The organism is Mucilaginibacter sp. A5337, from assembly GCF_059690695.1.
Window position 1 is genome coordinate 505,862 of the sequence record NZ_JCAWEC010000005.1, and the last position, 25,143, is coordinate 531,004.

The 25,143-nt window shown below is 42.4% G+C and carries 22 protein-coding genes and 1 other RNA gene; 9 read left to right on the forward strand and 14 right to left on the reverse strand.

Annotation, left to right across the window (positions count from 1 at the left end; translation table 11 throughout):
- Positions 1-14: 14 nt before the first annotated feature.
- From AC59JO_RS19335 to argB, 3 genes are all read right to left on the reverse strand, one after another.
- Positions 15-1,391, reverse strand: coding sequence for an aspartate kinase (locus AC59JO_RS19335; protein WP_497307272.1), 1,377 nt, complete (start codon positions 1,389-1,391; stop codon positions 15-17).
- A 196-nt stretch (positions 1,392-1,587) separates the two neighbouring features.
- Positions 1,588-2,406 carry a pyrroline-5-carboxylate reductase gene (gene proC / locus AC59JO_RS19340; protein WP_413667528.1) on the reverse strand — a complete coding sequence of 273 codons (819 nt, stop codon included), beginning with the start codon at positions 2,404-2,406 and terminating at the stop codon, positions 1,588-1,590.
- Positions 2,403-3,248 (reverse strand): acetylglutamate kinase, encoded by an 846-nt coding sequence (argB, locus tag AC59JO_RS19345; protein ID WP_413667529.1) that lies wholly within the window; start codon positions 3,246-3,248, stop codon positions 2,403-2,405. Before argB ends, proC begins: the two co-directional genes overlap by 4 nt.
- A 204-nt stretch (positions 3,249-3,452) precedes the next feature.
- On the opposite strand from argB, the gene AC59JO_RS19350 reads away from it, so the two are divergent.
- Together AC59JO_RS19350 and AC59JO_RS19355 are read left to right on the forward strand one after the other, a co-directional pair.
- The gene (locus tag AC59JO_RS19350) at positions 3,453-4,751 is read left to right on the forward strand and encodes an NAD(P)/FAD-dependent oxidoreductase (RefSeq protein WP_413667530.1); all 1,299 of its coding nucleotides are present in this window, start codon (positions 3,453-3,455) and stop codon (positions 4,749-4,751) included.
- 42 nt (positions 4,752-4,793) lie between these two features.
- The gene (locus AC59JO_RS19355) at positions 4,794-6,041 is read left to right on the forward strand and encodes a cation:proton antiporter (protein ID WP_413667531.1); all 1,248 of its coding nucleotides are present in this window, start codon (positions 4,794-4,796) and stop codon (positions 6,039-6,041) included.
- Between the two features lie 141 nt (positions 6,042-6,182).
- On the opposite strand, the gene AC59JO_RS19360 is transcribed toward AC59JO_RS19355, so the two are convergent.
- The 11 genes from AC59JO_RS19360 to AC59JO_RS19410 form a co-directional block, all read right to left on the reverse strand.
- Positions 6,183-6,794 (reverse strand): FMN-binding negative transcriptional regulator, encoded by a 612-nt coding sequence (locus AC59JO_RS19360; RefSeq protein ID WP_497307275.1) that lies wholly within the window; start codon positions 6,792-6,794, stop codon positions 6,183-6,185.
- Between the two features lie 81 nt (positions 6,795-6,875).
- Positions 6,876-7,823 (reverse strand): N-acetylornithine carbamoyltransferase, encoded by a 948-nt coding sequence (locus AC59JO_RS19365; protein WP_497307277.1) that lies wholly within the window; start codon positions 7,821-7,823, stop codon positions 6,876-6,878.
- An 83-nt stretch (positions 7,824-7,906) separates the two neighbouring features.
- The gene (locus AC59JO_RS19370) at positions 7,907-9,034 is read right to left on the reverse strand and encodes an aspartate aminotransferase family protein (protein ID WP_497307279.1); all 1,128 of its coding nucleotides are present in this window, start codon (positions 9,032-9,034) and stop codon (positions 7,907-7,909) included.
- A gap of 66 nt (positions 9,035-9,100) precedes the next feature.
- Positions 9,101-10,030, reverse strand: a complete 930-nt coding sequence (gene argC / locus AC59JO_RS19375) for an N-acetyl-gamma-glutamyl-phosphate reductase (protein WP_497307558.1) — start codon at positions 10,028-10,030, stop codon at positions 9,101-9,103.
- Positions 10,031-10,168: 138 nt separating this feature from the next.
- The gene (locus AC59JO_RS19380) at positions 10,169-10,594 is read right to left on the reverse strand and encodes a cupin domain-containing protein (RefSeq protein ID WP_497307282.1); all 426 of its coding nucleotides are present in this window, start codon (positions 10,592-10,594) and stop codon (positions 10,169-10,171) included.
- Entirely contained in the window at positions 10,584-11,807 is a 1,224-nt protein-coding gene (gene argG / locus AC59JO_RS19385; RefSeq protein ID WP_413667536.1) for an argininosuccinate synthase, read from the reverse strand. The genes AC59JO_RS19380 and argG overlap by 11 nt, the downstream gene beginning before the upstream one ends.
- A gap of 94 nt (positions 11,808-11,901) precedes the next feature.
- Positions 11,902-12,549, reverse strand: a complete 648-nt coding sequence (locus AC59JO_RS19390; RefSeq protein ID WP_413667537.1) for a GNAT family N-acetyltransferase — start codon at positions 12,547-12,549, stop codon at positions 11,902-11,904.
- Between the two features lie 434 nt (positions 12,550-12,983).
- Positions 12,984-13,940 carry a YpdA family putative bacillithiol disulfide reductase gene (locus tag AC59JO_RS19395; RefSeq protein ID WP_497307285.1) on the reverse strand — a complete coding sequence of 319 codons (957 nt, stop codon included), beginning with the start codon at positions 13,938-13,940 and terminating at the stop codon, positions 12,984-12,986.
- Positions 13,941-14,026: 86 nt separating this feature from the next.
- Positions 14,027-14,125: signal recognition particle sRNA small type (gene ffs, locus AC59JO_RS19400), an RNA gene on the reverse strand.
- Between the two features lie 44 nt (positions 14,126-14,169).
- Positions 14,170-14,799: a 2'-5' RNA ligase family protein gene (locus AC59JO_RS19405; RefSeq protein ID WP_497307287.1), complete on the reverse strand. Its 630-nt coding sequence runs from the start codon at positions 14,797-14,799 to the stop codon at positions 14,170-14,172.
- A gap of 12 nt (positions 14,800-14,811) precedes the next feature.
- Positions 14,812-15,432 carry a 2'-5' RNA ligase family protein gene (locus AC59JO_RS19410; protein ID WP_497307289.1) on the reverse strand — a complete coding sequence of 207 codons (621 nt, stop codon included), beginning with the start codon at positions 15,430-15,432 and terminating at the stop codon, positions 14,812-14,814.
- A gap of 76 nt (positions 15,433-15,508) precedes the next feature.
- On the opposite strand from AC59JO_RS19410, the gene dinB reads away from it, so the two are divergent.
- The 7 genes from dinB to serC all read left to right on the forward strand — a co-directional run bounded on the left by dinB (position 15,509) and on the right by serC (position 25,086).
- On the forward strand, positions 15,509-16,693 hold the full coding sequence (gene dinB, locus AC59JO_RS19415) for a DNA polymerase IV (protein WP_413667543.1): 1,185 nt from the start codon (positions 15,509-15,511) through the stop codon (positions 16,691-16,693).
- Positions 16,694-17,187: 494 nt separating this feature from the next.
- Positions 17,188-18,402 carry an acyltransferase family protein gene (locus AC59JO_RS19420; RefSeq protein WP_497307291.1) on the forward strand — a complete coding sequence of 405 codons (1,215 nt, stop codon included), beginning with the start codon at positions 17,188-17,190 and terminating at the stop codon, positions 18,400-18,402.
- Positions 18,403-18,420: 18 nt separating this feature from the next.
- Positions 18,421-19,464: a sensor histidine kinase gene (locus AC59JO_RS19425; RefSeq protein WP_497307293.1), complete on the forward strand. Its 1,044-nt coding sequence runs from the start codon at positions 18,421-18,423 to the stop codon at positions 19,462-19,464.
- A gap of 3 nt (positions 19,465-19,467) precedes the next feature.
- Positions 19,468-20,166 carry a LytR/AlgR family response regulator transcription factor gene (locus tag AC59JO_RS19430; RefSeq protein WP_497307295.1) on the forward strand — a complete coding sequence of 233 codons (699 nt, stop codon included), beginning with the start codon at positions 19,468-19,470 and terminating at the stop codon, positions 20,164-20,166.
- 104 nt (positions 20,167-20,270) lie between these two features.
- A complete protein-coding gene (locus AC59JO_RS19435) occupies positions 20,271-22,877 on the forward strand; it encodes a BamA/TamA family outer membrane protein (protein WP_497307297.1) in 2,607 nt (868 codons plus the stop codon).
- 287 nt (positions 22,878-23,164) lie between these two features.
- A complete protein-coding gene (gene rpe / locus AC59JO_RS19440; protein ID WP_497307299.1) occupies positions 23,165-23,815 on the forward strand; it encodes a ribulose-phosphate 3-epimerase in 651 nt (216 codons plus the stop codon).
- Positions 23,816-24,018: 203 nt separating this feature from the next.
- Entirely contained in the window at positions 24,019-25,086 is a 1,068-nt protein-coding gene (serC, locus tag AC59JO_RS19445) for a 3-phosphoserine/phosphohydroxythreonine transaminase (RefSeq protein WP_497307301.1), read from the forward strand.
- Positions 25,087-25,143: the final 57 nt, after the last annotated feature.

Here is a 25,143-nt window from a genome sequence, read left to right on the forward strand (position 1 = left end):
GCCTTTAACCTCGATTAGCACATCGCCTTGTTCAAAGCGCGGATAGCTTCATCGAAATCTTCACGGGCTATCAAAAACTGGATATTTACCATTCTTAAGGCAAAGCCGCCGCTTCTGATATTGATGCCTTTTTGAGCAAGAGCTGTTGCTGCTTTGGCCAATAAGCCCGGCTGGTCCATATTGGAACCAATCAAACAAACCATGGCTACTTTTTCGACAGTTACTTTTTCATAATTGTCTTCCAGTTCGCTGATCAGTTTTTTATTCAGGTCTTTTTCCCATATCACGATAGAAATGCTGTTAGCACTCGTGGCTTTAAAGCTGTAGCTGACACCAAACTTGTAAAACAGCTGCATGATGTGGAAATCGGTACCTACGTTACCCACCATTGATGGGTCGTAAATATCGATCATCACCACCTTCTCGGTACCGGTAATCACTTCAACGCGTTTTTTATCGCAAATGTACTCACGGGTGATCAGTGTCCCCGGGTGTTCTGGCTGGAACGTATTTTTGATCCTTAAGTCGATATCGTTTATTTCCAAAGGTTTTGATGCCTTGGGATGGATAGCTTCCATGCCTACATCGGCCAGCTGATCGGCAACATCATAATTGGTGTTACCTACCGGGAAACAGTTTTCAACACCAACCAGTTGTGGGTCGGCAGTACAAAGGTGGTACTCCTTGTGAATGATGGCCTCCTGTGGTTCAACAGCAACTGCAATTTTGCTGAAGGTAACTTCGGAGTATCCACGGTCAAACTCACGCATGATGCCTTCGGTACCTTTGGCGTAGCCGGTAACAATGGTGATGGTTTTTGTAAAATCAATATGTGCCAGATCTTTTTTAATGCGCTGGTCGATAGTTAATGCACGGTGGTCATGAAATCCGCTCAAATCAACTAAAGTAGCGTTAATACCCATGTTTTGCAGGATATTCGTAAAGTTAAAAGCCGAATGACTTTCGCCTATAGATGCCAGGATCTCGCGGGCAGCCTGTAAAATACCTTCCTTACCTACATAACCGGATGCAAGGATATTGGCCAGGTTTTCAAGGTAAGTTTGCGCATCCTTTATCCTGGTTTCAATGTACTTATCGGCTTCGGCAACATTAAGACCAAGGCTTTCATAAGTTTTATTGATCTGCTTTAAGCGGGTAATCAGTTGTTTTAAAGGTGTATGGAAATCCTTGTAGTTGGCAAGCTTATGATACACACCAGGCGCGCCGGTTTTTTTGTTTTCGAGCAGGAGATTGGTTACCCCCGAAAATGCTGATACTACAAATATGCGGTTGTAAAGTTGGTCACCGCTGCGTTCAAACAGGATGATGTTTTTGATCACATCACCCAAAGCGGTCATGGATGTACCGCCAATTTTTTCTACTGTTAACATTTTATACTGAAAAGATCAACAGCCAAATACCATAACTATACCAAAGTGCTGTAGCTATTTATAATTAATTGAATGTAAATAGCTTGTATCTGAACTGCTTTTTTTAAAATAACTCATTTTGATATACACTATCAAAACGATCGAAATATAATGATTAAAAAGCTTTGAGCCGTCTGCCTTAAGCTTTTTGCTTAAATTAACTGTCTTTTTTATACAAATCGCCCGCTTTTTCGGCAGATAAACGGATGCCCTTTATCATAGCCGAACTGAAACCGTGGTGCTCCATCTCGTTCAGGCCTGCAATAGTACAGCCGCTTGGCGAAGTTACCTTGTCAATTTCCTGTTCTGGGTGCGATGCCAGTTGTAATAGCAGGTCGGCCGCACCTTTAGCGGTTTGGGCTGCCATTTTCAATGCGTCGTGGGCATGGAAGCCAATTTCTGTGCCACCTTGTGAGGCAGCGCGGATCGATCTTAAAAAGAAAGCGATACCACAGGCACAAAGCGCGGTGGCCGAGGTCATCAATTCCTCATTGATTTGTATGGTTACACCAACTGTATCAAAAAGCGATTTGGCCAGGTTGATGTTTTTGTTGGTGCCGTTATCTGTAGCGATACATGTCATGGAATGACCAATAGCGATGGCAGTATTAGGCATAGCGCGAACTATCTGCACGTTTAGGTCGAGGTGCTGGCGAATATCGGCACAGCTAACGCCTGAGATAACGGAAATTAATAGTTGTTTATCCGGTTTTAACGATGGTTTAATTTCATCTAACAGTTTGTTAAGCTGTTGTGGCAGTACGGCCAGCACAATAATGTCGGCTTTACGCACGGCACGCAGGTTGTTATCAGATACATGATACCCTTGATCGGCAAATTGAGACAATGCGGCTACGTTGCGGCGTGTTAATGATATTTGCTGCGGCTTACAAATCCCCGATTTAACTAAACCTTTGGCTAATGACAGGCCTATATTACCAGAGCCTAATATTGAGATGTGCTGTTGAGAGTTCATGCGTTTTTCGTTAAACGTGTTCCAAATGGTTTGTTATCTTTCAATTGACCAAGATCATCTGATTTGCCAATAATCACAGCCTTTACTCCGCAAGCAATTGCGGTAAAAGCATTATCAAGTTTAGGTAGCATTCCGCTATGTATTATCCTTTCCACTTTCAGTTCTTCGTAATGCTGCGGGTCAATTTCCCTTATCAGCGATTCTTCGTCATTAATATCTTTTAACACACCTTTCTTCTCAAAACAGTATATCAGCGTGGTGTCATACAATCCAGATAAGGCTACAGCCAGGGCCGAAGCGATGGTATCAGCATTGGTATTTAGCAACTGCCCTTCACCATCGTGCGTAATGGCGCAAAAAACAGGGGTAAAGCCTGCTTCTAATAAGCGGCTTATATTTTCGGGGTTTATTGAATCTTTAACAATATCGCCCACAAAGCCGTAATCAATGGTTTTTACCGGTCGTTTAACCGCTTTAATAAAATTACCGTCGGCGCCGGTTAAGCCTATGGCGTTATTACCAAAGCGCTGCAATTGGGCTACAATATTTTTATTGATGAGGCCACCGTACACCATGGTAACCACCCGTAATGTTTCAATATCGGTGATGCGCCTGCCGTCAACCATTTTTGATTCGATGCCTAAATCTTCGGCCATTTGCGTGGCCACTTTCCCACCTCCGTGTACCAGGATCTTGAGGCCATCAAGCGCTTCAAAGTCCTTTAAAAAATGATATAGGTTTTCTGAGTTATCAATAACGTTTCCACCTATTTTGATTATATAAAGATCCTTATTTGAGGTTAATTTCCCCGTTTTGATATGATCTGTATCAATTTTGTCCATTCCAGCTGTCAATATAACTCTTTTAATGTCAAATTTCCACTTTTTTGAGCGGAAAACTGTTAAAATTACGAAAATATAGTGTGTTTTTTCAAAAATTGATTTAAAAATGAATAACTGAATTTGCAGTTTAAGTTTACAATTTGATTATGAAAGAATTAGTAATATTGGAAAACTTTAAGGGATCATCCTTGCTTATACCTATCTATGGAGCAAAAAAAGAATACCAGGCCGCGGGTGGCAATTATTGGGGGAGGATTTGGCGGCATCCAGTTAGCTAAGAAATTAAAAGATGCACCTGTTGATGTGCTGATGATCGATAAGCATAATTATCACACGTTTCAACCCTTATTGTACCAGGTTGCCGGGGGCTCCATAGCTGCCGATTCAATCGGTTTTCCTTTACGGCGTATCTTTACGCGGCAAAAGAATTTTCGCTTCGCACTTGCAGAGGTGAAGAAGATCAATGCCGAAAGCAATACACTTGATACCGATATCGGTACCATTTATTACGACTACCTCGCTATAGCTACAGGCTCAAATACGAACTTTTTTGGCAATAAAGAGATTGAACATTTTGCCATGCCGATGAAAAACATTCCGGAGGCATTAAACTTACGGAGCCTGATCCTGCAAAATCTGGAGATGTCGCTGGTGTCTAAAGACCCGGAAGAAAAGGCAGCATTAATGACTTTTGTTGTAGTGGGCGGTGGCCCTACCGGTGTGGAACTTTCCGGTGCTTTGGCCGAAATGCGCGAGCTGATATTAATGAAGGATTATCATGGCCTGCGTAAACATAGCATGAAGGTTTATCTTGTTGAAGGTAAGCCGGACTTACTTGCTGCTTTTTCGCCCAAAGCCCGTGCAAAGGCCAAAAAATTTCTGGAAGATATGAACGTGACTATTTATAATAGTGTGCACGTAGAAAGTTATAATGGCTATTTGCTTAAAATAGATAATGGGACAACTATCCTTACCCGTAACGTACTTTGGGCGGCGGGAGTGAAAGGAGAAGTGCCGGAAGGAATTGCTGTCGATAACATTGCGCGCGGCAACAGGATCCTGGTTGATGAGTTTAATAAAGTAAAGGGCTATAAAAATATTTATGCCATAGGCGATGTCGCGGCTATGATCACCGACGAATATCCAAACGGCCATCCCGGTGTAGCCCCTGTAGCTATTCAGCAAGGGCAAAACCTTGGCGAAAATGTTTACCGGATGTTTGATCGTAAACCGCTGGTACCATTCAAATACAGGGATAAGGGTTCCCTGGCCACCATCGGGCGTAATAAGGCAGTGGCTGATTTGGGGAAAATTCATTTCCAGGGATTTTTTGCCTGGTTGGTGTGGGGCTTTGTACATATCATGTCGCTGGCAGGATTTACTAATAAGGGCATCATATTTTTTAGCTGGGCTATCAACTACTTCACCAAAAACAGCGATAACCGACTAATAGTACGTTTTTTTAATCCGGAGACCCGGATGACTGATCCAGAATCGAGATAAAAACAAACAATAGTCCTTTTAAATCCTTACTTGTAAGTATTTATGGATCTGTTTGTTGTAATTGCTTTACTGGTTATTGTAAGCGCGGTTTTCTCATACCTTAACGCGCGCTATATTAAGTTGCCGGGTACCATTGGTATTGTACTGTTGGCAACAATAGCTTCTATAACGATACTTATCGTTGATAAAGTCGACTCATCAATAGCCGGTTATCTCGGCACTCTTGCTAAAAATATCAATTTTTCAAAAGCCGTATTGAATGTGCTGCTTGGCTTCCTGCTTTTTTCAAGTTCGTTTAATTTGGATGGCCGGAAACTGAAGAAAGAAATGCGCCCGGTATTTGTACTAAGCACGTTAGGTGTTATTATTTCAACCGCTGTTTTTGGACTTTGGCTATTTTATGTGGCCCCCGTCTTTCATATCCATATGCCGCTGATCTACTGCCTGTTGTTTGGCGCGTTGATTTCACCTACTGATCCGGTTGCAGTATCGGCTATTATCCGTAATTCCAAACTACCAGCCAATTTGGAAACTATTATTTCGGGCGAATCGCTGTTTAACGATGGGATAGGGCTTATCCTGTTTGTGATTATTTTAGAAATAGCCCGGGTAGGCGAAGAAAAAATTGAGTTGGCTAAAGTAACGATGCTTATCATCAAGGAGATTATCGGCGGAATAGTAGCCGGAGCAATTTTAGGCTACATAGCCCATCGGCTTATGCATTCGGTTAAAGATTTTCAGACTATTGTGCTGATCTCCCTGGCCCTGGTGATGGGATTATCGGTATTGGCAGTATTACTTAGTTTTTCACTTCCGCTGTCAGTAGTTATAGCCGGATTATTTGCAGGCGGGCAATCCATTAATCAGGATAATAAAGAAAAATCGCATGAGGCATTGGAGAAATTCTGGAAGCTGGTTGATGAGATTCTGAACACGATTTTATTTGTAATGATAGGCCTGCAACTGGTTAATTTGCCTTTCGTAAATAATTACTGGATTACAGGGAGTGTTTCTATCGTTACTGTTTTAATAGCTCGCTGGCTAAGTATTATGCTGCCGCTCACGTTTTTAAGGCATACGCTTAAGGTAAACTACAGCAATATCAATATCATGACCTGGGCGGGCTTGCGCGGGGGGATCTCAATAGCTCTGGCATTGTCGCTTCCCAATACGCCATACAGGCACCTGATCCTGTCGGGAAGTTATTTTATCGTGATATTTTCGGTGATTGTACAGGGGCTAACTTTAAACAGAATGATCAATAGTGCTTCCAAAAAGATAGAAGAATAAAACATTCTATAATTCTGCCGCGGGTTTAGCGCAGCGTAACCCGTGATTAGCCATGGTTGAAGTTTTTAACTTCAGTAGTTAAGTTGAAAACTTAACTGATATGCCCCACGGGTTACGCTGCGCTAAACCCGCGGTAGTTAATTATTTAAGGCGCGACATATATTTAGCAATCTCTGCCTCGGTAGTATCTTTGCTCTTATCCAGCGCTTCAATGATGTTTTCCCGTTCCACTTCAGTACGATTTTGACTAAGTTTCTGTTTGCCTTGCAGATCGTTAACCATGATCTCAAAGGCCACAATGCCTTTCATCATCCGTTGTTTATACTCATTAGGAAGATTATTCCATTGCGTTAGGTAATCAGCTTCATAATTGCTGATCATCTGCGCTAACAAATTAGCAGTTTGTTCACCTTCAGATAATATCGTGGCTTTGCCGTAAGCATGCACTGCAATGTAGTTCCAGGTGGGAACATTAGTTTCCTTTTCGTAATGTTTGGGCGATATATAAGCGTGGGGCTCAGTAAATATCACTAAAACCTCTTTTTCAATAATTTCAGTAGCCTGCGGATTTGCCTTAGCAAAATGTGATGACAATACAATTTTATCATCACGCTTACTTACCAAAAAGGGGAGGTGAGTAGCAAACGGAATATTATCAGTAGCCGTTACGATTGTAGCAAAGCTATAGCGCTGCATAAAAAAGCTGATAGCTTCCTGCTCATCCGTTAACTGGAAGTGTTTTGGCGTGTACATCTTGAGAAAAGATTTAAGAAGGGAAGAAACAAGAGTCAAGACAAAGGCTGTCTGACTCCTGTTTTATATAGAGTATTTTACTTACAAACTCTCCAGCATTTGTTTTAGCACAGCCTGGGCCGCCCAAACGCGGTTGCCAGCCTCATGTACAACGATTGAGCTTGGTCCGTCTAATATTTCATCAGAAAGTTCCAGATTACGGCGTACAGGCAAGCAATGCATTACTTTAGCATTATTGGTTTGCTCCAGCTTTTTATTGGTGAGCATCCACTCTTCGTGTTTGCCCAATATATTACCATAAGGCTCATAAGCTGACCAGTTTTTTACGTAGATGAAATCCGCACCGGCTAAAGCTTCGTCCTGGTTGTAAGTGATGTTTGCACCCTGGGTAAAATCGGTACAAAGCTCATAGCCTTTAGGCTGAACGATGGTAAAGTCAACATCGGCCTTGCACATCCATTCAGAAAATGAGTTTGGAACAGCCTGCGGCAAAGGTTTGATATGCGGGGCCCAGGTTAATACCACTTTAGGACGTGCTATTTTCTTTAGTTCTTCGATGGTGATTAAGTCGGCAAGGCTTTGCAGCGGGTGGCGGGTAGCTGATTCCAGGCTTACAACCGGAACTTTGCAAAACTCAACAAACTTATTGAAAATCATTTCGCTGTAATCTTCCTCACGGTTCCTCAAACCAGGGAACGAACGCACGCCGATGATATCAGCATATTGCCCCATAACACCTGCTGCCTCACGGATATGCTCAACGGTGGTACCGTCCATGATCACGCCGTCGCGGAGTTCAAGCGCCCAGCCTTCTTTGTCGATATTAAGCACCATCACATTCATGCCCAGATTGATAGCAGCTTTCTGTGTACTCATGCGTGTACGAAGACTTGGGTTTAAGAACACTAAGGCAAGCGTTTTATTTTTACCAAGTTGCTGGTGCGCAAAGGGATCCTGCTTAAGCGCCAATGCCTCTTTTACAAGTGCGTTAACATCAGCTACGTCATTAACAGAAGAGAATAGTTTCATGAACTTTACAATTATTGGGTGAGTTGTTCTGCTATTTATTTTTTAAGTCTCCCCCCCTCAGGGGGAGATTTAGAGGGGGCGTCTTATTGATTTAAAACATTTACAAAGGCTTCCAGGAACCTATCAGCATGGGCCTTAGTTAAATTTAAAGCTGGTAATAACCTGATCACATTTGGCTTAGCTTCACCAGTAAATATGTGGTGCTTGTTCAGCAATTCTTTACGGGCATGAGCCAATTCTTCAGGTAACTCAATACCGATCATCAAACCACGACCACGAACTTCTTTAACCTGCTCCAGCTTGTTAAGTTCTTTTATCAGGTAACCGCCAACTTCGGCAGCGTTTTGCAACAGGTTATCCTGCTCAATAGTTTCAAGTACAGCTAAACCTGCTGCACAAGCTAAGTGGTTACCACCAAAAGTGGTACCTAACATGCCGTAAGCAGGTTGTATTTTAGGTGATATAATGATGCCACCAACAGGGAAACCATTACCCATGCCCTTGGCCATGCTGTAAATATCAGCATCTACACCAGCAAAGTCGTGTGAAAAGAATTTACCTGTACGACCGTAACCGCACTGTACTGAATCGGCAATGAAAACGGCATTGTACTGGTCGCACAATGAGCGGATTTTTTGCAGGAAGCCCTCAGGTGCTACCTGGATACCACCAACACCCTGGATCCCTTCGATAATTACCGAAGATATTTCGTTGTTTTTAAATGCTTCTTCCAGCGCGGCTTCATCTGCCCATGGCAAAAAGATCACGTTATCGGTTTCATTGATTGGGGCAACGATCTTAGGGTTGTCGGTAACAGCAACCGCCAAAGAGGTACGGCCGTGGAATGACTTACTGAAAGCGATAACTTTCTTCTTTCCGTTATAAAAAGAAGCCAGTTTTAAAGCATTTTCATTGGCCTCGGCACCAGAGTTGCACAAGAATAACTGGTAATCTTCCTTGCCGGAAACCTTGCCTAACTTTTGAGCTAATTCTTTTTGAATAGGGATCTCGATAGAATTAGAATAAAAGCCCAGTTTATGCAGCTGGTCTTCGAGTCTTTTTACATAATGCGGATGGGTATGACCAATAGAGATCACTGCATGACCGCCGTACATATCTAAATACTCGGTATCCTGAGCATCGTAAACCAGGCTGCCCTGACCACGGTTGATATTTATATTATTTATAGGGTATACATCAAACAATTTCATTGTTGTAGAGATAAAATGGTAAACTTATTTAATAACAGAACTTTCGGGATTCGGCGAGCAGCTTAATTAAAAGCCGATCGCCTTAAGTCGTAAGCCTGCGCGCTCGTCCAGTCCGAACAATAAGTTCATGTTTTGTACTGCCTGGCCGGATGCGCCTTTAAGTAAGTTATCCATTATGCTGATAATGAATATTTTGTTATCGTGTTTTTTTACCTGGATAAAGCATTTGTTAGTATTAACAATCTGCTTTAAGTCGATATTACGGTTGGTTGCATGCGTAAACGGATGACCATAGTAATAGCTTTGGTAAAGTGCTAAAGCTTCTTCTTCGCTTAAATCACTTTCGGTATAAATTGACGCAATAATGCCGCGGGTAAAATCGCCGCGGTAAGGTATAAAATTGATAGCCTTATCAAAGCCGGCTTGCAACTGCCTTAACGACTGGCCAATTTCATTCAAATGCTGGTGATTAAAAGCTTTGTAAACCGAGAGGTTGTCATTACGCCAGGTAAAGTGCGAGGTAGGCGATAGGCTTTGACCTGCACCTGTAGAACCTGTTGTAGCAGTAATGTGTACTTCATTGTTTAGCAATCCTTTTGACGCCAACGGAAGCAGTCCTAATTGCAAACAGGTAGCAAAGCACCCCGGGTTAGCAATATTAGCAGCCGTTTTAATAGCTTCACGGTTTAATTCAGGTAAGCCATAAACAAAGTTTTTACCGTTTAAGGTTGAGTTTTGATTAAGCCTGAAATCCTGGCTCAAATCAATGATCTTAACCGAATCGGGAATAGCGTTTGCTTCCATGAATTTTTTGGCGTCGCCATGGCCAACACAAAGGAAAAGTACGTCAACATCGGTAGAAAGTTCGGCGGCAAATTTCAGATCGGTATCGCCAAACAAGTCGGTATGTACCTCGTAAACATAATTACCCGCGTTGCTATTGCTATGAGCAAAAGCTATCTCCACGTTAGGGTGGTTGATCAGGATCCGCAACATTTCGCCGCCGGTGTATCCTGCTCCGCCAACTATACCTGCACGTATCGCCCCCCAGCCCCCTGAAGGGGGAGCAAGGGTAGCGTCATTATTATCTTTAAATTCAGTCATAATTTTAACAATTATTCCCCCTTTAGGGGGTTAGGGGGCTAAATTTATCCGATCATTGTTTGTAGATGGATATGAATATAAAATAAACTCGAGATCGCTCCGGTCGTTATTGCTGATGAAATGCTTTTGCCCCGGATGTATCTCGATACCCTGTTCGGGCTTCAATACCGTAACCTCGCCGTCTATCGAAAAGGTAGCACGCCCTTTCAAAATAAAAAATACCTGTGTAGCTTTCTCGTGATAGTGCAATTGTTCGGCAGTATCAGGTGGCATTAACTCCTGCTTAACGGACAAAGCTTCAGTATCAATGAAAGTCCATCCGTGGCAGTCGTCACCCCAGTTATAATGCTTTAGGCATTCACCTTTTGAAAAAGCGATACCCCCTCCGCCCCCTAAAGGGGGAACCTGAATGTTGGATTTATTTATCGGATCGGCCATTTTATCTTTATTGAGCATTTGCTCCCCCTTCGGGGGGCTGGGGGGCGGCGTTAACCTTGTGATAGATCATTACCTGGTTACCAAATATTTTGGAGAACCCTTTAACGTCTTCGCCGCTCCATGCATTGTTCATTTCGCCGTAGCTGCCAAACTTGTTCGACATCAAATCATAAGGTGATTCAATACCAATTACATGGAAACGATATGGGTGTAACTGAACAAATACTTTACCGGTAACATTTTTCTGTGTATCGGTTAAGAAAGCTTCGATATTGCGCATGATCGGGTCATGGAACTGACCTTCATGCAGCCAGTTGCCGTAGAAAGATGATAACTGATCTTTCCATGAAAGCTGCCATTTGGTTAATACGTGTTTCTCTAATGTATGGTGAGCTTTAATAATAACCATAGGGGCAGCAGCTTCAAAGCCTACACGACCTTTAATACCGATGATAGTATCACCAACGTGAATATCGCGACCGATGCCATAAGGCTGTGCGATAGCTTGCAATGCCTGGATAGCTTTGGTTGGATGATCATATTTTTCATCACCGATGGCTACTAATTCGCCTTTTTCAAAAGTAAGCACAAGATCTTTTACTTCAGATTCTGTAACCTGTGTAGGCCATGCTTCTTCCGGTAGGCCAAGGTTTGAAGTTAAAGTTTCTTTACCACCAACTGATGTACCCCAGATACCTTTGTTAATAGAGTATTTGGCTTTTTCGAAGTTCATATCAACACCGTGTTTTTTCAGGTATTCGATCTCCTCTTCGCGGCTCAGTTTCAGATCACGGATAGGGGTGATGATCTTTACTTCCGGAACAAGGATATTGAAGATCATATCAAAACGCACCTGGTCGTTACCAGCACCGGTACTACCGTGGGCAACAAACTCTGCACCAATTTCTTTAGCGTAGTTAGCAATAGCAGTAGCCTGGCTTACGCGCTCGGCACTTACAGATAGCGGATAGGTGTTATTTTTTAATACGTTGCCGTAAATTAAAAAGCGTACACAGGTATTGTAAAAGTTTTCGGTTTCATCAACCACATGGTGTGATGTAACTCCCATTTTATAGGCACGTTCTTCAACGCCTTTTAACTCTTCCTCGCTAAAACCGCCGGTATTTACAATAACCGAATGAACCTCATAACCAAGATCCTGTGTTAAATAAATACAGCAAAATGAGGTATCTAAACCTCCGCTATAAGCTAATACTACTTTTTTTTTCATGTTTTGGTGAGCTTAAAGCTAAAGGCACAAGGCTTAAAGCTTTACTTATCAATTATGTTGATCTGTTTTGTTAATTATAAGTATTAAGCCAGGCTTAATGTTCGGTATGGCCGATGCGTTTTTTTATTGCGTTTTCGATGCGCTCCAAGAGCGTAGCTTTGTGCGTAATGCGCTGCATCTTTTCCTCATACTCTTTTTGTTTTTCGGCCGGATCAAAAAGCATGGCTGTACACATACAGTTTTTGCGGTTTTTGCTGGTTAAAATGTCAAAGTTTACACAGCTTTTGCAGCCTGCCCAAAAGTTTTCGTCCTGGGTAAGTTCAGAGTAGGTAACCGGTTCATAGCCAAGCTCCGAGTTTATTTTCATTACCGCTAAGCCGGTTGTTAACCCGAATATTTTGGCATCAGGGTATTTGGTGCGCGATAGTTGGAAAATGCGATGTTTAATAGCCTTTGCTAATCCCGCCTTACGGAATTGCGGATTAACAATAAGGCCCGAGTTGGCAACAAAGTCGCCATGGCTCCAGGTTTCAATATAGCAAAAACCGGCCCAGGTGCCGTCTTTATGCAGGGCTATAACAGCCTTGCCTTCCAGCATTTTATTAGCAACATATTCGGGCGAGCGTGTAGCTATACCGGTTCCGCGTGCCTTAGCCGATTCGGCCATCTCATCGCAAATCATAGTGGCATAATCTACATGCTGTGCAGTAGCAACCTGAATATCAAAATCTTGTATTGTCATTTAAATAGATAATTACCGTGAAATTAATTGGCCTTTTAAAGCCTTAAATAATTAGATGGTTTTTTTAAAAAGACGTTTAAAAAACTCTTTTTGTGTGGGCAGGAGGAAAATTAATTCAAACCCGTGGCATGTAGGTCCTTCGTCGGAGAGGGCAGTTTAAAAAAACAGTTGAACCCAAGGCAGCGGCAGCCGGAGCAAATGTTGCTCTTGTTGCGGGCTTATTTAAGCTTGGTTGATTCATTTTTGTATTGAATTACTGTGTTTTTAATTTGGCTGCAAATTAGGCTATAAATTTTTATTTATACAAGAAAAAAATGTGATTATTTGTGGGTTGGTGAATAGTTGATTAGGTTGATTGGGTGAATGGTTTTATTTTTATCTTAACCTTCTGGTCTGCAGGTGTAACTACTCACTCAATCAACCTAATCAACCATTCACTTTTTCTCAACAATATCATTGATAATCATATCAGCGTGTACCCTCGAGTTTTCGATGAACCAAAGGTGGGTATCAAGGCCACCGCAAACTACACCGGCAAGGTATAAGCCGGGCATGTTTGTTTCCATGGTTTCGGGGTTGTATTGGGGGATAAATTTATCTTCAGAAAGGATGATGCCAAGCTTTTTCAAAAACTCAAAATTGGGTTTGTAGCCCGTCATCGCCATTACAAAATCATTTGGGATGGTGATTAGCCCATCAGGAGTTTGGATATCCACTTCATTTTCACGAATAGCTTCGAGGTTTGAGTTGAAATAAGCTTTAATACTTCCTTCCTTAATGCGGTTAAGGATATCCGGCCGTACCCAATATTTAACCCTGTGGCTTACTTCGCTGCCGCGAATCACTAATGTTACCTCGGCACCTTTACGGTAGGTTTCCAGGGCCACATCAATAGCCGAATTGCTTGAACCAACTACCACCACTTTTTGCAGGGTATAATAATGCGGGTCTTGGTAATAGTGTTTTACTTTGGGCAGGTTTTCACCTGGGATGTTAAGGTTAACGGCTATATCATAAAAACCGGTTGAAAGGATCACTTTTTTAGCCTGGTAGGTTGCTTTTTTTGTGGTGATGATATAAAATCCATCTTCATACTTCACTTCAGTAACTTCTTCAAAAAGGTGAATGGGCAGGCTATTTGACAGTGCTACACGGCGATAATACTCCAAAGCATCATTGCGGGTAGGTTTGTTATGTACCGTAACAAATGGAACGCCGCCAATTTCCAATTTTTCGGATGTGGAGAAAAACGTCATGGTAGCAGGATAGTTGTACAATGAATTTACAAGTGTGCCTTTTTCGACAATTACAAAACTTAAACCGGCTTTTTGAGCTGCAAGTCCGCAAGTTAAACCTATCGGGCCACCACCAATAATGAATATATCGAGCATTTATATACAGTTATAAAATTAAAGAAATCATGAACCTGTGCAGGTCCGGGGCATGTTTGCCGGTGCGGCAAAAATAAGAAAATAAAAAAGGGTAAGCTACTTTTATCGCGCCGCTCAACTCTCTACCCTTGCTGCGTTCCCACCCTGGGGGAGTTCAAGAGGAGCTGGCCGTAAAAGACTTACCCCGGCGCAAATATAGAAAAAGGTAGCGTTTATGGTTAAGAAAATGTTAAAAAAGGCTTATCTGTTGATTTATAGATGGATAATTTTTAATTTGCCTTGCTATAGCCAGATTATCGTACTTCATTAACGTGTTTTCATCGCCCATAAATTCAAATTCACGGTAAGTTTTGGCGTGCTGGTCCAGATTCAGCAGCAGATTTTTCAAAATCGTAAGCCGGTTAACAACAAATTTTACTTTCATTTCCCTTTTTTGAAAGTGCGGCCAAAGCAGGTTAAATTGCTCAGGCGTTATAGCTCTTGCTACGGTAATATGGGGTATGGTGCTGCTATCGCCAACAATATCCTTCAGCAGTTTGAGCCAGTATTTATTTTGTTCGGTGAGTTTAAGCCTGGCAAAAATGGTTTTGTTATAGTCGTTGCTTTCATTAAAGCAATCAAACCCATCTATTTCAAAAACAATCGGGGGCAGTAAACTAAGTTTCCGGCTTAAAAATGAGAAACCCTGTACATCTACATCCAGTGGTTTGCGCGGATAATTATTTATCGTAATGTGCGACCTAGCATGCATACTGGGGTAATTGCCAATAACACGTTTTGCTTCGGTTTTTAATTTGCGGATCATGACATCAACATGATCCGGTACCGGGAGGATAAAGTGATAAAATGCGTAGTCCATGATTGTTAAATTTTAAATAAATAAATTGATTTGATCCGGATCGCCGGCTTTGAGTAGTTCCAGCTCATCGCGGGTATAACCCGGGCTGGCCATGTTTTTAAATTCAAAAACTTTAAACTTATCCCATTTGGCAGAGGCATCAAGTGTATCGCGTTTCAATATGGTAAGCTCCTTAATCCAAAAAGGCTCCACCAGTTTTTTATGCTTAAAATGCGGCCAAAGTGTGTCGAAATCTTTTTCCGGGATATCGCGCACAACGGTTATATGAGGGATGATATTCTTTTTGATCCGTAATTTCTTCTTTAAAGTATTAAACCACTCATCAGCAGCAGGTGTTGGGCGGATAGTTGCATAGATTGTCATCCTGTTATGCAAATGAGTGAAATGAGCAAAACCATCCATATGCAGCAACACGGGTGGCATGGTATTTAGGGCCTGCTCCATCAAATCGAGGTTTTTATCGGCCATAAAGGGCTTTTGCCTTTCAAGGTGTTGTACAGAGATATGAGCAGGCGAATCCATACTTTTAAAATTGCCAATAAGCTTCGCCGATGCCTTTTTGTAACGTGCAATCTCATGCTTCACCGTTTCGGGAGGTGATAACAACATCAGGTAATCTTCATATATACTCATTGGCTGTGTCATTTTTGTTATTTCAAATTTGCTAAAAAAATTAGCAAAATGCCAAATTAATTTTCATATTTGTTGTGTGGAAGCTAAACGCTATATCGTTCATATCGACCTCGATTCGTTTTTCGTTTCGGTGGAACGCAAGTTTCACCCGGAACTGATCGGTAAGCCGGTGATTATAGGTGGCTCGCCCGAAAGGGGAGTGGTGGCGTCATGCAGTTACGAGGCGAGGGCGTTTGGCGTACATTCGGCTATGCCTACAAAAAAAGCTTTGCAGCTTTGTCCGCATGCTATCCTTATCCGCGGTTCGCACGGGCGGTATGGGGAGGCCTCACGTGAGGTTACACAGATCATTCATGATACGGTGCCTTTGTACCAAAAAACGTCGGTTGATGAGTTTTATATTGATTATACCGGCATGGACCGCTTTTATGATTGCTATCACGAAGCAAGTAAGCTAAGGCAAAAGATCATTAAAGAAACAGGTTTGCCTATTTCATTTGGTATGGCATCCGGCAAAACGATAGCCAAAATGGCCACCAACCAGGCCAAGCCCAACGGACAAATGTTTGTAAAACATGGCGATGAACTGAAATTTCTCGCCCCGCTCAACATAGGCAAGATACCCGGCTTGGGCGAAAGCACCCGTAGTAAACTATATCAGTACGGGATCGAGAAAATAGGTGACCTGCAGCGTACCAATATCCGTTTCCTGGAAACTGTTTTTGGTAAATACGGGCACTCGCTTTGGGAGAAAGCTAACGGTATAGATCATAGCGAAATTGTTCCTCACTCCGACAGGAAATCCATCAGCACAGAGCATACTTTCCATACCAACGTATCTGATCCGCGCACGCTCGAAACTACGCTGGTGTCCATGACCGAAGAGCTATCGTCTAAATTGAGGCGGGAGAATAAACTTTCATCATGCCTGGCTATTAAAATACGTTATGGTAATTTTGAAACGCATACCCAACAGCAAAAAATAGCGCTTACGGCAGCAGAACACATCCTGATCCCCGGGGTGAAGAACCTGCTTAAAATAGCCTGGGACCAGCACCGGCCAATCAGGTTGATAGGCGTGCGGCTGAGCGATCTTTGTACAGGCAGCTACCAGATCAACCTTTTTGAGGATAATGAAGAACGCATCAAACTTTACCAGGCCATGGATCAGATCAACTTTAAGTTTGGCGATAAAACCGTCTGTAGAGCGGCAGGAATGGAGATTGGGACGAGGAATTTTAATCCGTTTATGCGGGGCTGACCGTTGATGGTTTTGATTGCGTTGATTTCGCTGATGCTTGTTTAGTTAGAGAAAGCGTGGGATTGTGCGATTCCCTCCCTTGGGAGAGTGTAGGGAGGGGGGCATCGCCAGGCTTATTCGCTTTAATAGTGTAAAAAACTCTCTGCCAATGCATATCCGCTCTGTGTAGCTACGAGATTGCTTCGTCGTTCCTCCTCGCAATGACATGATTTTTTTGAGCTTGTTGCCGGTATTAAGCCTGTGGTCGGTGTTTTCACCGCACCACATTTTTGAGTTTGTGAAGTCTTTGTACTGTTACCTAATTAATGATGCAGTGAAAACACCGATCATAAGCTGAATCTCCCCCGCAGGGGAGAGTTTTTCTTTAAGCCCTCCCTTCCGGGGAGGGTTGGGTGGGGCTGATTCAACCAATGGTCAAAGGTTTTTTACCGTTGGTCAAAGTAATTTTATGGGACGAAGAGCAGTGGCTTCTTTTGATAAAAAAAGAAGAAATCATGGAAACCACACAACGTCAAACTTACCTCGATTGGTTGAGGATCTTATCCATATTGGGAGTGTTATTTTTTCATTCGGCGATGCCTTTTGTTGCTGAGGATGGCTGGCATATCAAAAACCATGAAACCAGTAACCTGATGATGGAATCAAATCACTTTTTGCACCTTTTTCGCATGCCGCTGCTCTTTTTTATTTCAGGTACCGTGAGTTACTACATGATGCAGCGGCGCTCTACACTCAGTTTCATCGGCTTGCGTTTCCGCCGTCTTTTTATTCCGCTTTTGGTGGGCATGTTCATTATTGTGCCGCCGCAGATCTACATGGAGCGATTAGCCAATGGCTACAAAGGCTCATTCCAGGATTTTTATCCAAGTACGTTTAACTTTCAGCCTTATCCTAAAGGCAATTTCAGCTGGCATCACCTTTGGTTTATCGCTTACCTGTTTATTTACGACCTGATCTTCGCGCCCTTATTCGCCTGGATGATCTCGCCCAAAAGCAACGGCTTTAAACAAAAGCTTGCGGTTTTGGCAGAGGGGAAATGGGTTTATCTGTTGATGCTGCCCGGTATCCTCTGGTTTACCTTTACCAGTTGGGACCTGCCCGAAACCAACGATCTGATCCATGACGGCAGTTATTTTGTTTACTGGCTATTATTTTTGCTGGCGGGCTTTATCTGTATCCTTCAGCCTAAACTAATGGACAGCCTCGAACGAAATCGCCGTTTTGCCTTAACCATCGGTTTTTTAAGCCTGATGACATGGGAAGTAATGCGCTGGAACGGCATCGAACCATTGCATGCCCACTGGCCTTTTCAAAATATATCGTTTTCGTATGCCTTTACCGCTTTACGACCAATCATTGCCTGGGGATGGGTATTGGCGCTGGTAGGTTATGGCAAGCATTATTTTAATCGCAGTCACAAAGTGCTTGGTTATTTGAACCAGGCGGTATACCCGTTTTACATATTGCACCAAACTGTTATTGTTTTAATAGTTTATTATATTGTGCAAACGCAAAATGAAAGCATCCTTTCAAAATATATTTATACTGTGGGCATTACTTTCTTCGTAACCGTGCTTACGTATCATTTGTTAGTTAGGCCTTATGCGCTAACCCGGTTTTTATTTGGTATGAAGTCAAAAGAGAAAACCAGTGCCGTAACAAAGCCGGAGACATTGGAGATAAATCATGAACCTGTCCTTTCTGCCTGAAATTTGTAATTTGCTGATATGAAATTTTTTCGGAAATATATTTTCCCGGCAGTATATGGCCTGTTGGTATATTTTACCATCAGGCTGTTACATGATACTGACCTTGGCCAGCATTTTTGGAAAAGGGATTTTTACGTCAATGGTATTGAAATGGCCTGCTCGATACTGGTTGGCTATTTGGCCATCTATCTTTTTGAACGGCTTTTCAGGTACTATGACAAACATTGGGCAGCACAGCTATCCTATCGGGATGTGGCACGGGAACTGGCCATACTGGTAGGTGTAAACCTGGTGTTGGTAAACGTAGTATTTGTTCCGATGGATATGGCACTGCACGTAACTCAGGGGATAAGGGAGCTAATGCCCTGGGCAGATGTGGCCGATATTAATATGATCCCCACGTTGTATGCTATTATTTATTACGGTGTTGCACGCAGCAGCACCTGGTTGAAGGCCTATGTAAATAATAAGATGCAGTTGGAAAAATTAACCAATGATCAGTTGGAAACCGAACTGAAATTTCTAAAGGCGCAATATCACCCGCATTTTTTGTTTAATGCTTTGAATACCATCTACTTTCAAATGGATGATGATGTTCCCGGGGCTAAAAAAAGTACGGAGTTACTATCAAGTTTACTACGTTATCAGCTTTATGATCAGCATCAACAGGTGCCGGTAAAACAGGAGTTGGAGTATCTTGAAAACTATATCCGCTTGCAACAGATAAGGGCAAGCAGCAAAATGAAACTCAGTGTTAATCTTGACGGGAGCTTAGCTGATCAGCAGATCTATCCGTTGCTTTTGCTGCCCTTGGTAGAAAATGCCTTTAAATATATAGGCGGTGAATATAAAATTGCCATTGAAGGAAATGTAAAGGACAGTACCTTTATTTTTAAAGTTTATAACGATGTGCCGGCAAATATGAAAACACCTGATAGTTACAGTGGCATCGGTTTAGAAAACCTGAGCCGCAGGCTGCAATTGCTTTACCCGGATAAGCACAAATTAACCGCTGGTCGTGAAGAAAATCATTATACAGCAATACTTGAATTGAATATTTAAAAAATGGCATTAATTAGTTGCATTATTACCGACGATGAACCCTTCGCCCGTAAGGGCCTGGAAGGCTACGTAGCAAAAGCCGGTTTTTTTGACCTGAAAGCACAATGTGAAGACGCTATGGAACTTGGAGCTTTATTGGCACAACAACCTGTTGATCTGCTGTTTTTGGATATCCAGATGCCGTATTTAACCGGGGTTGAATTTATCCGATCATTACCTAATCCTCCAAAAGTGATCTTTACTACAGCTTTTAAAGAATATGCTACAGATGGTTTTGACCTGGATGTGCTCGATTACCTGCTTAAACCTATCCCGTTTGAGCGTTTTATGAAGGCGGCATTTAAAGCTAAAGACTATTTTGATTTAAGAAACAATGCAGGTACTGTTGATTACATTTTTGTTAAAAGCAATGGCAAGCTCGAGAAGATAGTTTTTGATGAGGTGCTATTTATCAAAGGCATGGAAAACTATGTTGAGATCTATACATCTAACCGTAAAATAATAACCCATAGTACTTTGCGGGCTTTCGCCGATAAGTTGCCTGCCCGTAAGTTCATGCAAACGCACAAGTCATATATTATCGCCAGCAATAAAATTACATCGATAGAAGGGAATATGCTAAATATTGGCACGTTTGAAGTCCCGATCAGCAGGCAGCTTAAAGATCAGGTAATGCATGCGCTGATTAATCAGTCCAGGTAGTTTGGAATGATGAATGATGCGGTAATTTGGTATGGTCTTGTGTTTTTTAGCGTGATTTCCCTGTGTATAATTAAAACTATTTTGTAATATGCATTATTCTACTGATGCATTACCTACAAAACCTCATGGGCGGCAAAAAACTGTTCAACGCTTTATCCTTTTTTTTAACGGCAGGCATATGCTTAGCCGGCAATATTTCATTTGCTCAAACCCGTGCCGATAGTATCAAGCTGGCCATCGAGCCATCGTATAATAATGTAAGCGGCACCCATCAATTTTTTCTGGGCGATAATTACCGTAAGCTTTGGGCTGCACCGGTTACGCTGCCTGTATTTCATCTTACCACAGAAAAAGGCGGCCTTAAAATATTGCAAAGGGGCGGGGGCAAGCAAACCAAATCATTGCGTCTGCAGGATCCTACAGGGCAGCAATGGGTATTACGTACTATTCAGAAATATCCCGAAAAAGGCCTGCCTGTTGATTTAAGGCCTACGGTGGCTAAAGATATTCTGCAAGACCAGGTTTCGGCCGCGCATCCGTTTTCGGCACTTACTGTGCCGCCTTTGGCCGAAGCACTTGGCGTACCGCATTCAAACCCCAAAATTGTTTATGTTCCTGATGATCCTGCTTTTAGTGAGTATCAAAAAGACTTTGCCAACCAGGTGTTTTTATTTGAAGAACGCGAGCCGCTTGATGCCGAAAAAACCGACAATACCGAAAAGGTACAGCGCAAACTACAGGATGATAATGATAATCGGGTTGATCAGAAGACTGTACTCCGTGCCCGCCTGCTTGATATGCTTTTAGGCGATTGGGACAGGCATGAAGACCAATGGCGCTGGGAAAAGATCGATGGCAAACATGAAACCGTTTATGAGCCCGTTCCTCGTGACCGTGACCAGGTCTATTACAAAACATCGGGTGTGCTGCCCTGGATAGTAGGGCACCAATGGCTTAAATCAAAATTTCAGGGTTACAGTGATGAGATCAGAGATATCAATGGCTGGAATTTTAACGCCCGTTATTTTGACCGGTATTTCCTGAACCAGTTGAGCGAAGATGATTGGAAAGAGCAGATAGCCTATGTGCAAAGCAAATTGACCGACGACCTGATCAAAAAAGCGGTGCATTTAATGCCCGATACCATTTACAAACTTTCGGGCCCGGAGATCATCAGCAAAATGATTGGGCGGCGTAATATCCTGAAGAAGCAGGCGCTTGAGTATTATAAATTTCTATCCATATACGTAGATGTTCCGGCAAGTGACAAAACAGACAAGTTCACTGTAGCACACGAAGCTAATGGCGATATTGCGCTTACCATAAATAAGATAAAGAAAGACGGTAGCGTAGATAAAGTAACCTACCAGCGTACATTTAAACCGGACGTTACCAAAGAGATAAGGATGTACGGTTTTGATGGCGACGACTTTTTTAACGTTACAGGTTCAACACCATCGCCTATAATTGTGCGGATGATAGGAGGGGAGGGCATGGACACCTTTGCTGTTGACAGTGGTTTAAATAATAGGGGCAGAACCTATATATACGACCGTTCGGATGAGAAAAATGTATTGCCTCCTTCATCGCTGGCTAAAAATCGTACATCGACAGACACCGCGGTAAATAGCTATGATAAAACCGCTTTTAAGTTTGACCGGTTTGAGCCTATTATTTTAGCTAATTACAGCAATGATATCGGTATTTTACTAATTGGTGGTTTTTCGTACGAACGGCATGGCTTCCGTAAGGAACCATATGCTTTCAGAGAAGAGTTTTTAACCAATTATTCACTGGAGCGTAAATCATTTTTGTTTACTTATACTGCCGACTGGAAAAAAGCCATCGGCGAAAATGACCTGAAGATCAACCTGCTTTCGCGCGGGCCAAGTAACCTGAGCAACTTTTTCGGGATTGGTAATAACACCGTTTTTGAAAATGAAGGCGACAGGAAGATCTCCTACTACCGTAGCCGCTATGACTATGTTACAGGCGATGTTTCCCTGCACCGCGATTTTGGGAAGTTGCATGTAAGCGCAGGTATTGCAGGCCAGTTTTATAACAGCAAGGCATCAAACAATACCGAAAGATTTTTGAATGGCTATAATGCTGCGTTCCCTAACGAGGAAGTATTTGGCACCAAAGTTTACGGAGGCTTAACGGCCAATGCAACGGTGGATACCCGGAATAAACTGATTATCCCTACGCAGGGTATTTTATGGACGACCACTGTAAGCGGCTTTAGCGGCGGCGGTTCAGGAAGTCATAACACCTACGGGCAGGTATTATCCGAATTTAGTTTTTATTTAAACCCCGATAGGGACTCGGTATTGGTAATCGCCAACCGCACAGGTTTAGGCACTACTGTAGGGAATGCTGCATATTTCCAGCAGATGAAACTTGGTGGGGCGCAAAACTTCCGGGGCTTTCATACCAACAGGTTTACCGGTAAAACAATCGCTTATAATAACCTCGAGTTACGATTAAAGGTCATGGATTTTACTTCATACCTGCTGCCCGGTTCATTTGGTTTGATAGGCTTTAACGACGTAGGCAGGGTATGGGTTCCCGGCGAATCATCAGACAGATGGCATGATGGTTACGGCGGGGGCTTATATATCATCCCTGCTCAATTAGTGCTGATAGAGGCTGTTATGGGTTTTTCAAAAGAAGGGTCATTACCTTATATATCTATCGGGTTTAGGTTTTAAAATAACTGCCGCGGGTTTAGCGTAGCGTAACCCGTGGTTGGCATGCTCAAAGCTTTCAGCTTGTGAGTCCAAAACGCGCGTTCAAGCGTCCACGCTTGAATTATTTCTTAGCATGAGCGTCCTCGCTCCCGGTTAAATGTTAAGCGTGGACGCTTAACATTGTATGGGTTCAAGCGGAGGACGCTTGAACCTGCAGCATTTGCTGGTGCCTGTCATTTTTTACATTCATATCATAAAATAATTCTCATTTCGCAGCCCCCGGGTTAGGGGGATTTATATATTTGCATATGAATCACCTCATAGCTCCATCTATCTTAGCAGCCGATTTTGCCAACCTGCAACGCGATATTGAAATGATCAATAACAGCGAAGCCGACTGGATACACGTTGATATTATGGATGGCATGTTTGTTCCAAATATCTCTTTTGGTTTCCCGGTTGTAAACGCTGCAAAAAAACACGCAACTAAACCGCTTGACGTACACCTGATGATTGTTGATCCGGATCGTTACCTTAAAGCTTTTAAGGATGCCGGCGCTGATAGCATCACTGTACACCAGGAAACTTGTCCGCATTTACATCGTACCATTCAGGCTATTAAGCAATTAGGTTGTAAGGCTGCAGTTGCCATTAACCCGGCTACCCCTGTATCTACGCTGGAGGATATTGTTGCCGATCTGGATATGGTTTTGATCATGTCGGTTAATCCTGGCTTTGGCGGACAGCATTTTATAGAAAATACCTATAAAAAGATCAAAGAACTCAGGACACTAAGTGCCGACAAAAATCCCGGTCTGTTAATTGAGATTGACGGTGGGGTGGATGCTAACAATATATCAAAACTGATAGAAGCCGGAGCAAATGTGTTTGTTGCGGGCACTTCAGTGTTCTCATCGGCCAACCAGGTGGCCGCAATTTCAAAACTCAAACATCCCTAAAAGTTATTATAATCGCAATAATCGCTACCAGCCCTATAGGGTTAGTTTAATTATTTGCAATCAAAGGCCCGTTTGTTGATTAATTGTATATTTTTTCAAAAAATGTAAATAATGTCTATATATTTTGTCAAATTAATTAACTTCGGCCCAACAAAATACAAACTTCCTAATAGTGTATTTAGAACCTACAATTCGTTAATATTATGAAACATAATTTTGGTGCCGGACCCGGCATTCTACCACACGAAGTTTTAAAGCAAGCTTCAGAAGCAGTTATTGATTTTAATGGTACTGGACTCTCTTTGCTTGAAATTTCGCACCGATCAAAAGAGTTTGAGGCCGTTTTAGACGAAGCTGTAAGCCTGGTAAAAGAATTGTTCAACGTTCCTGAAGGTTATTCGGTATTGTTTCTTCAAGGCGGCGCCAGCACCCAGTTTGCTTTGGCTCCTTACAACCTTTTACCAGAGGGCGGTAAAGCTGCTTATGTTGAAACCGGTGTTTGGGCTAACAAAGCTTTAAAAGAAGCCAAATATTTTGGCGAAGTACAAGTTGTTGCATCTTCAAAAGAAGCCAACTTCACTTACATCCCTAAGGATTTTGAAATCCCGGCTGATGCTTCTTATATCCACATTACTTCTAACAATACCATTTACGGTACGCAGTTACAGGAGTTTTTTAAATCGCCAATTCCGGTGGTTTGCGATATGTCGTCAGATATTTTCAGCCGCGTGGTTAACGTTGCGGATTTTGGTTTGATTTACGCTGGTGCTCAGAAAAACATGGGCCCTGCCGGCGTTACTTTAGTTATTGTTAAGGAGGATCTGTTGGGTAAAACCGGCCGTAAGATCCCTGCAATGTTTAACTACCAAACTCAAATTGAAGGTGGTTCAATGTACAATACCCCTCCTGTATTTGCTATCTACGTTTCAATGCTTACCCTTAAATGGTTAAAAGCAAAAGGCGGTGTGCCGGCAATTGAGCAGGAAAACATCACCAAAGCGCGTGTATTGTATGAAGAAATTGACCGCAACCCATTGTTTAAAGCAGTGGCTGCCGTTGAAGACCGTTCAAAAATGAACGTTTGCTTCGTAATGGAAAATCCTGAGTTGGAAAAACCATTCCTGAAACTTGCCGAAGAACGCGGTATAGTAGGTATCAAAGGCCACAGAAGTGTAGGTGGTTTCCGTGCTTCAATTTACAACGCATTGCCAATAAGCAGCATCTATGTGCTGATTGACGTAATGCAGGAATTTGCTGAAAAGAATAAATAATTTAAAAGTATCATTAGTTCACTGGTTCATTAGTTCATTAGTTTTTGATGAAGCAGA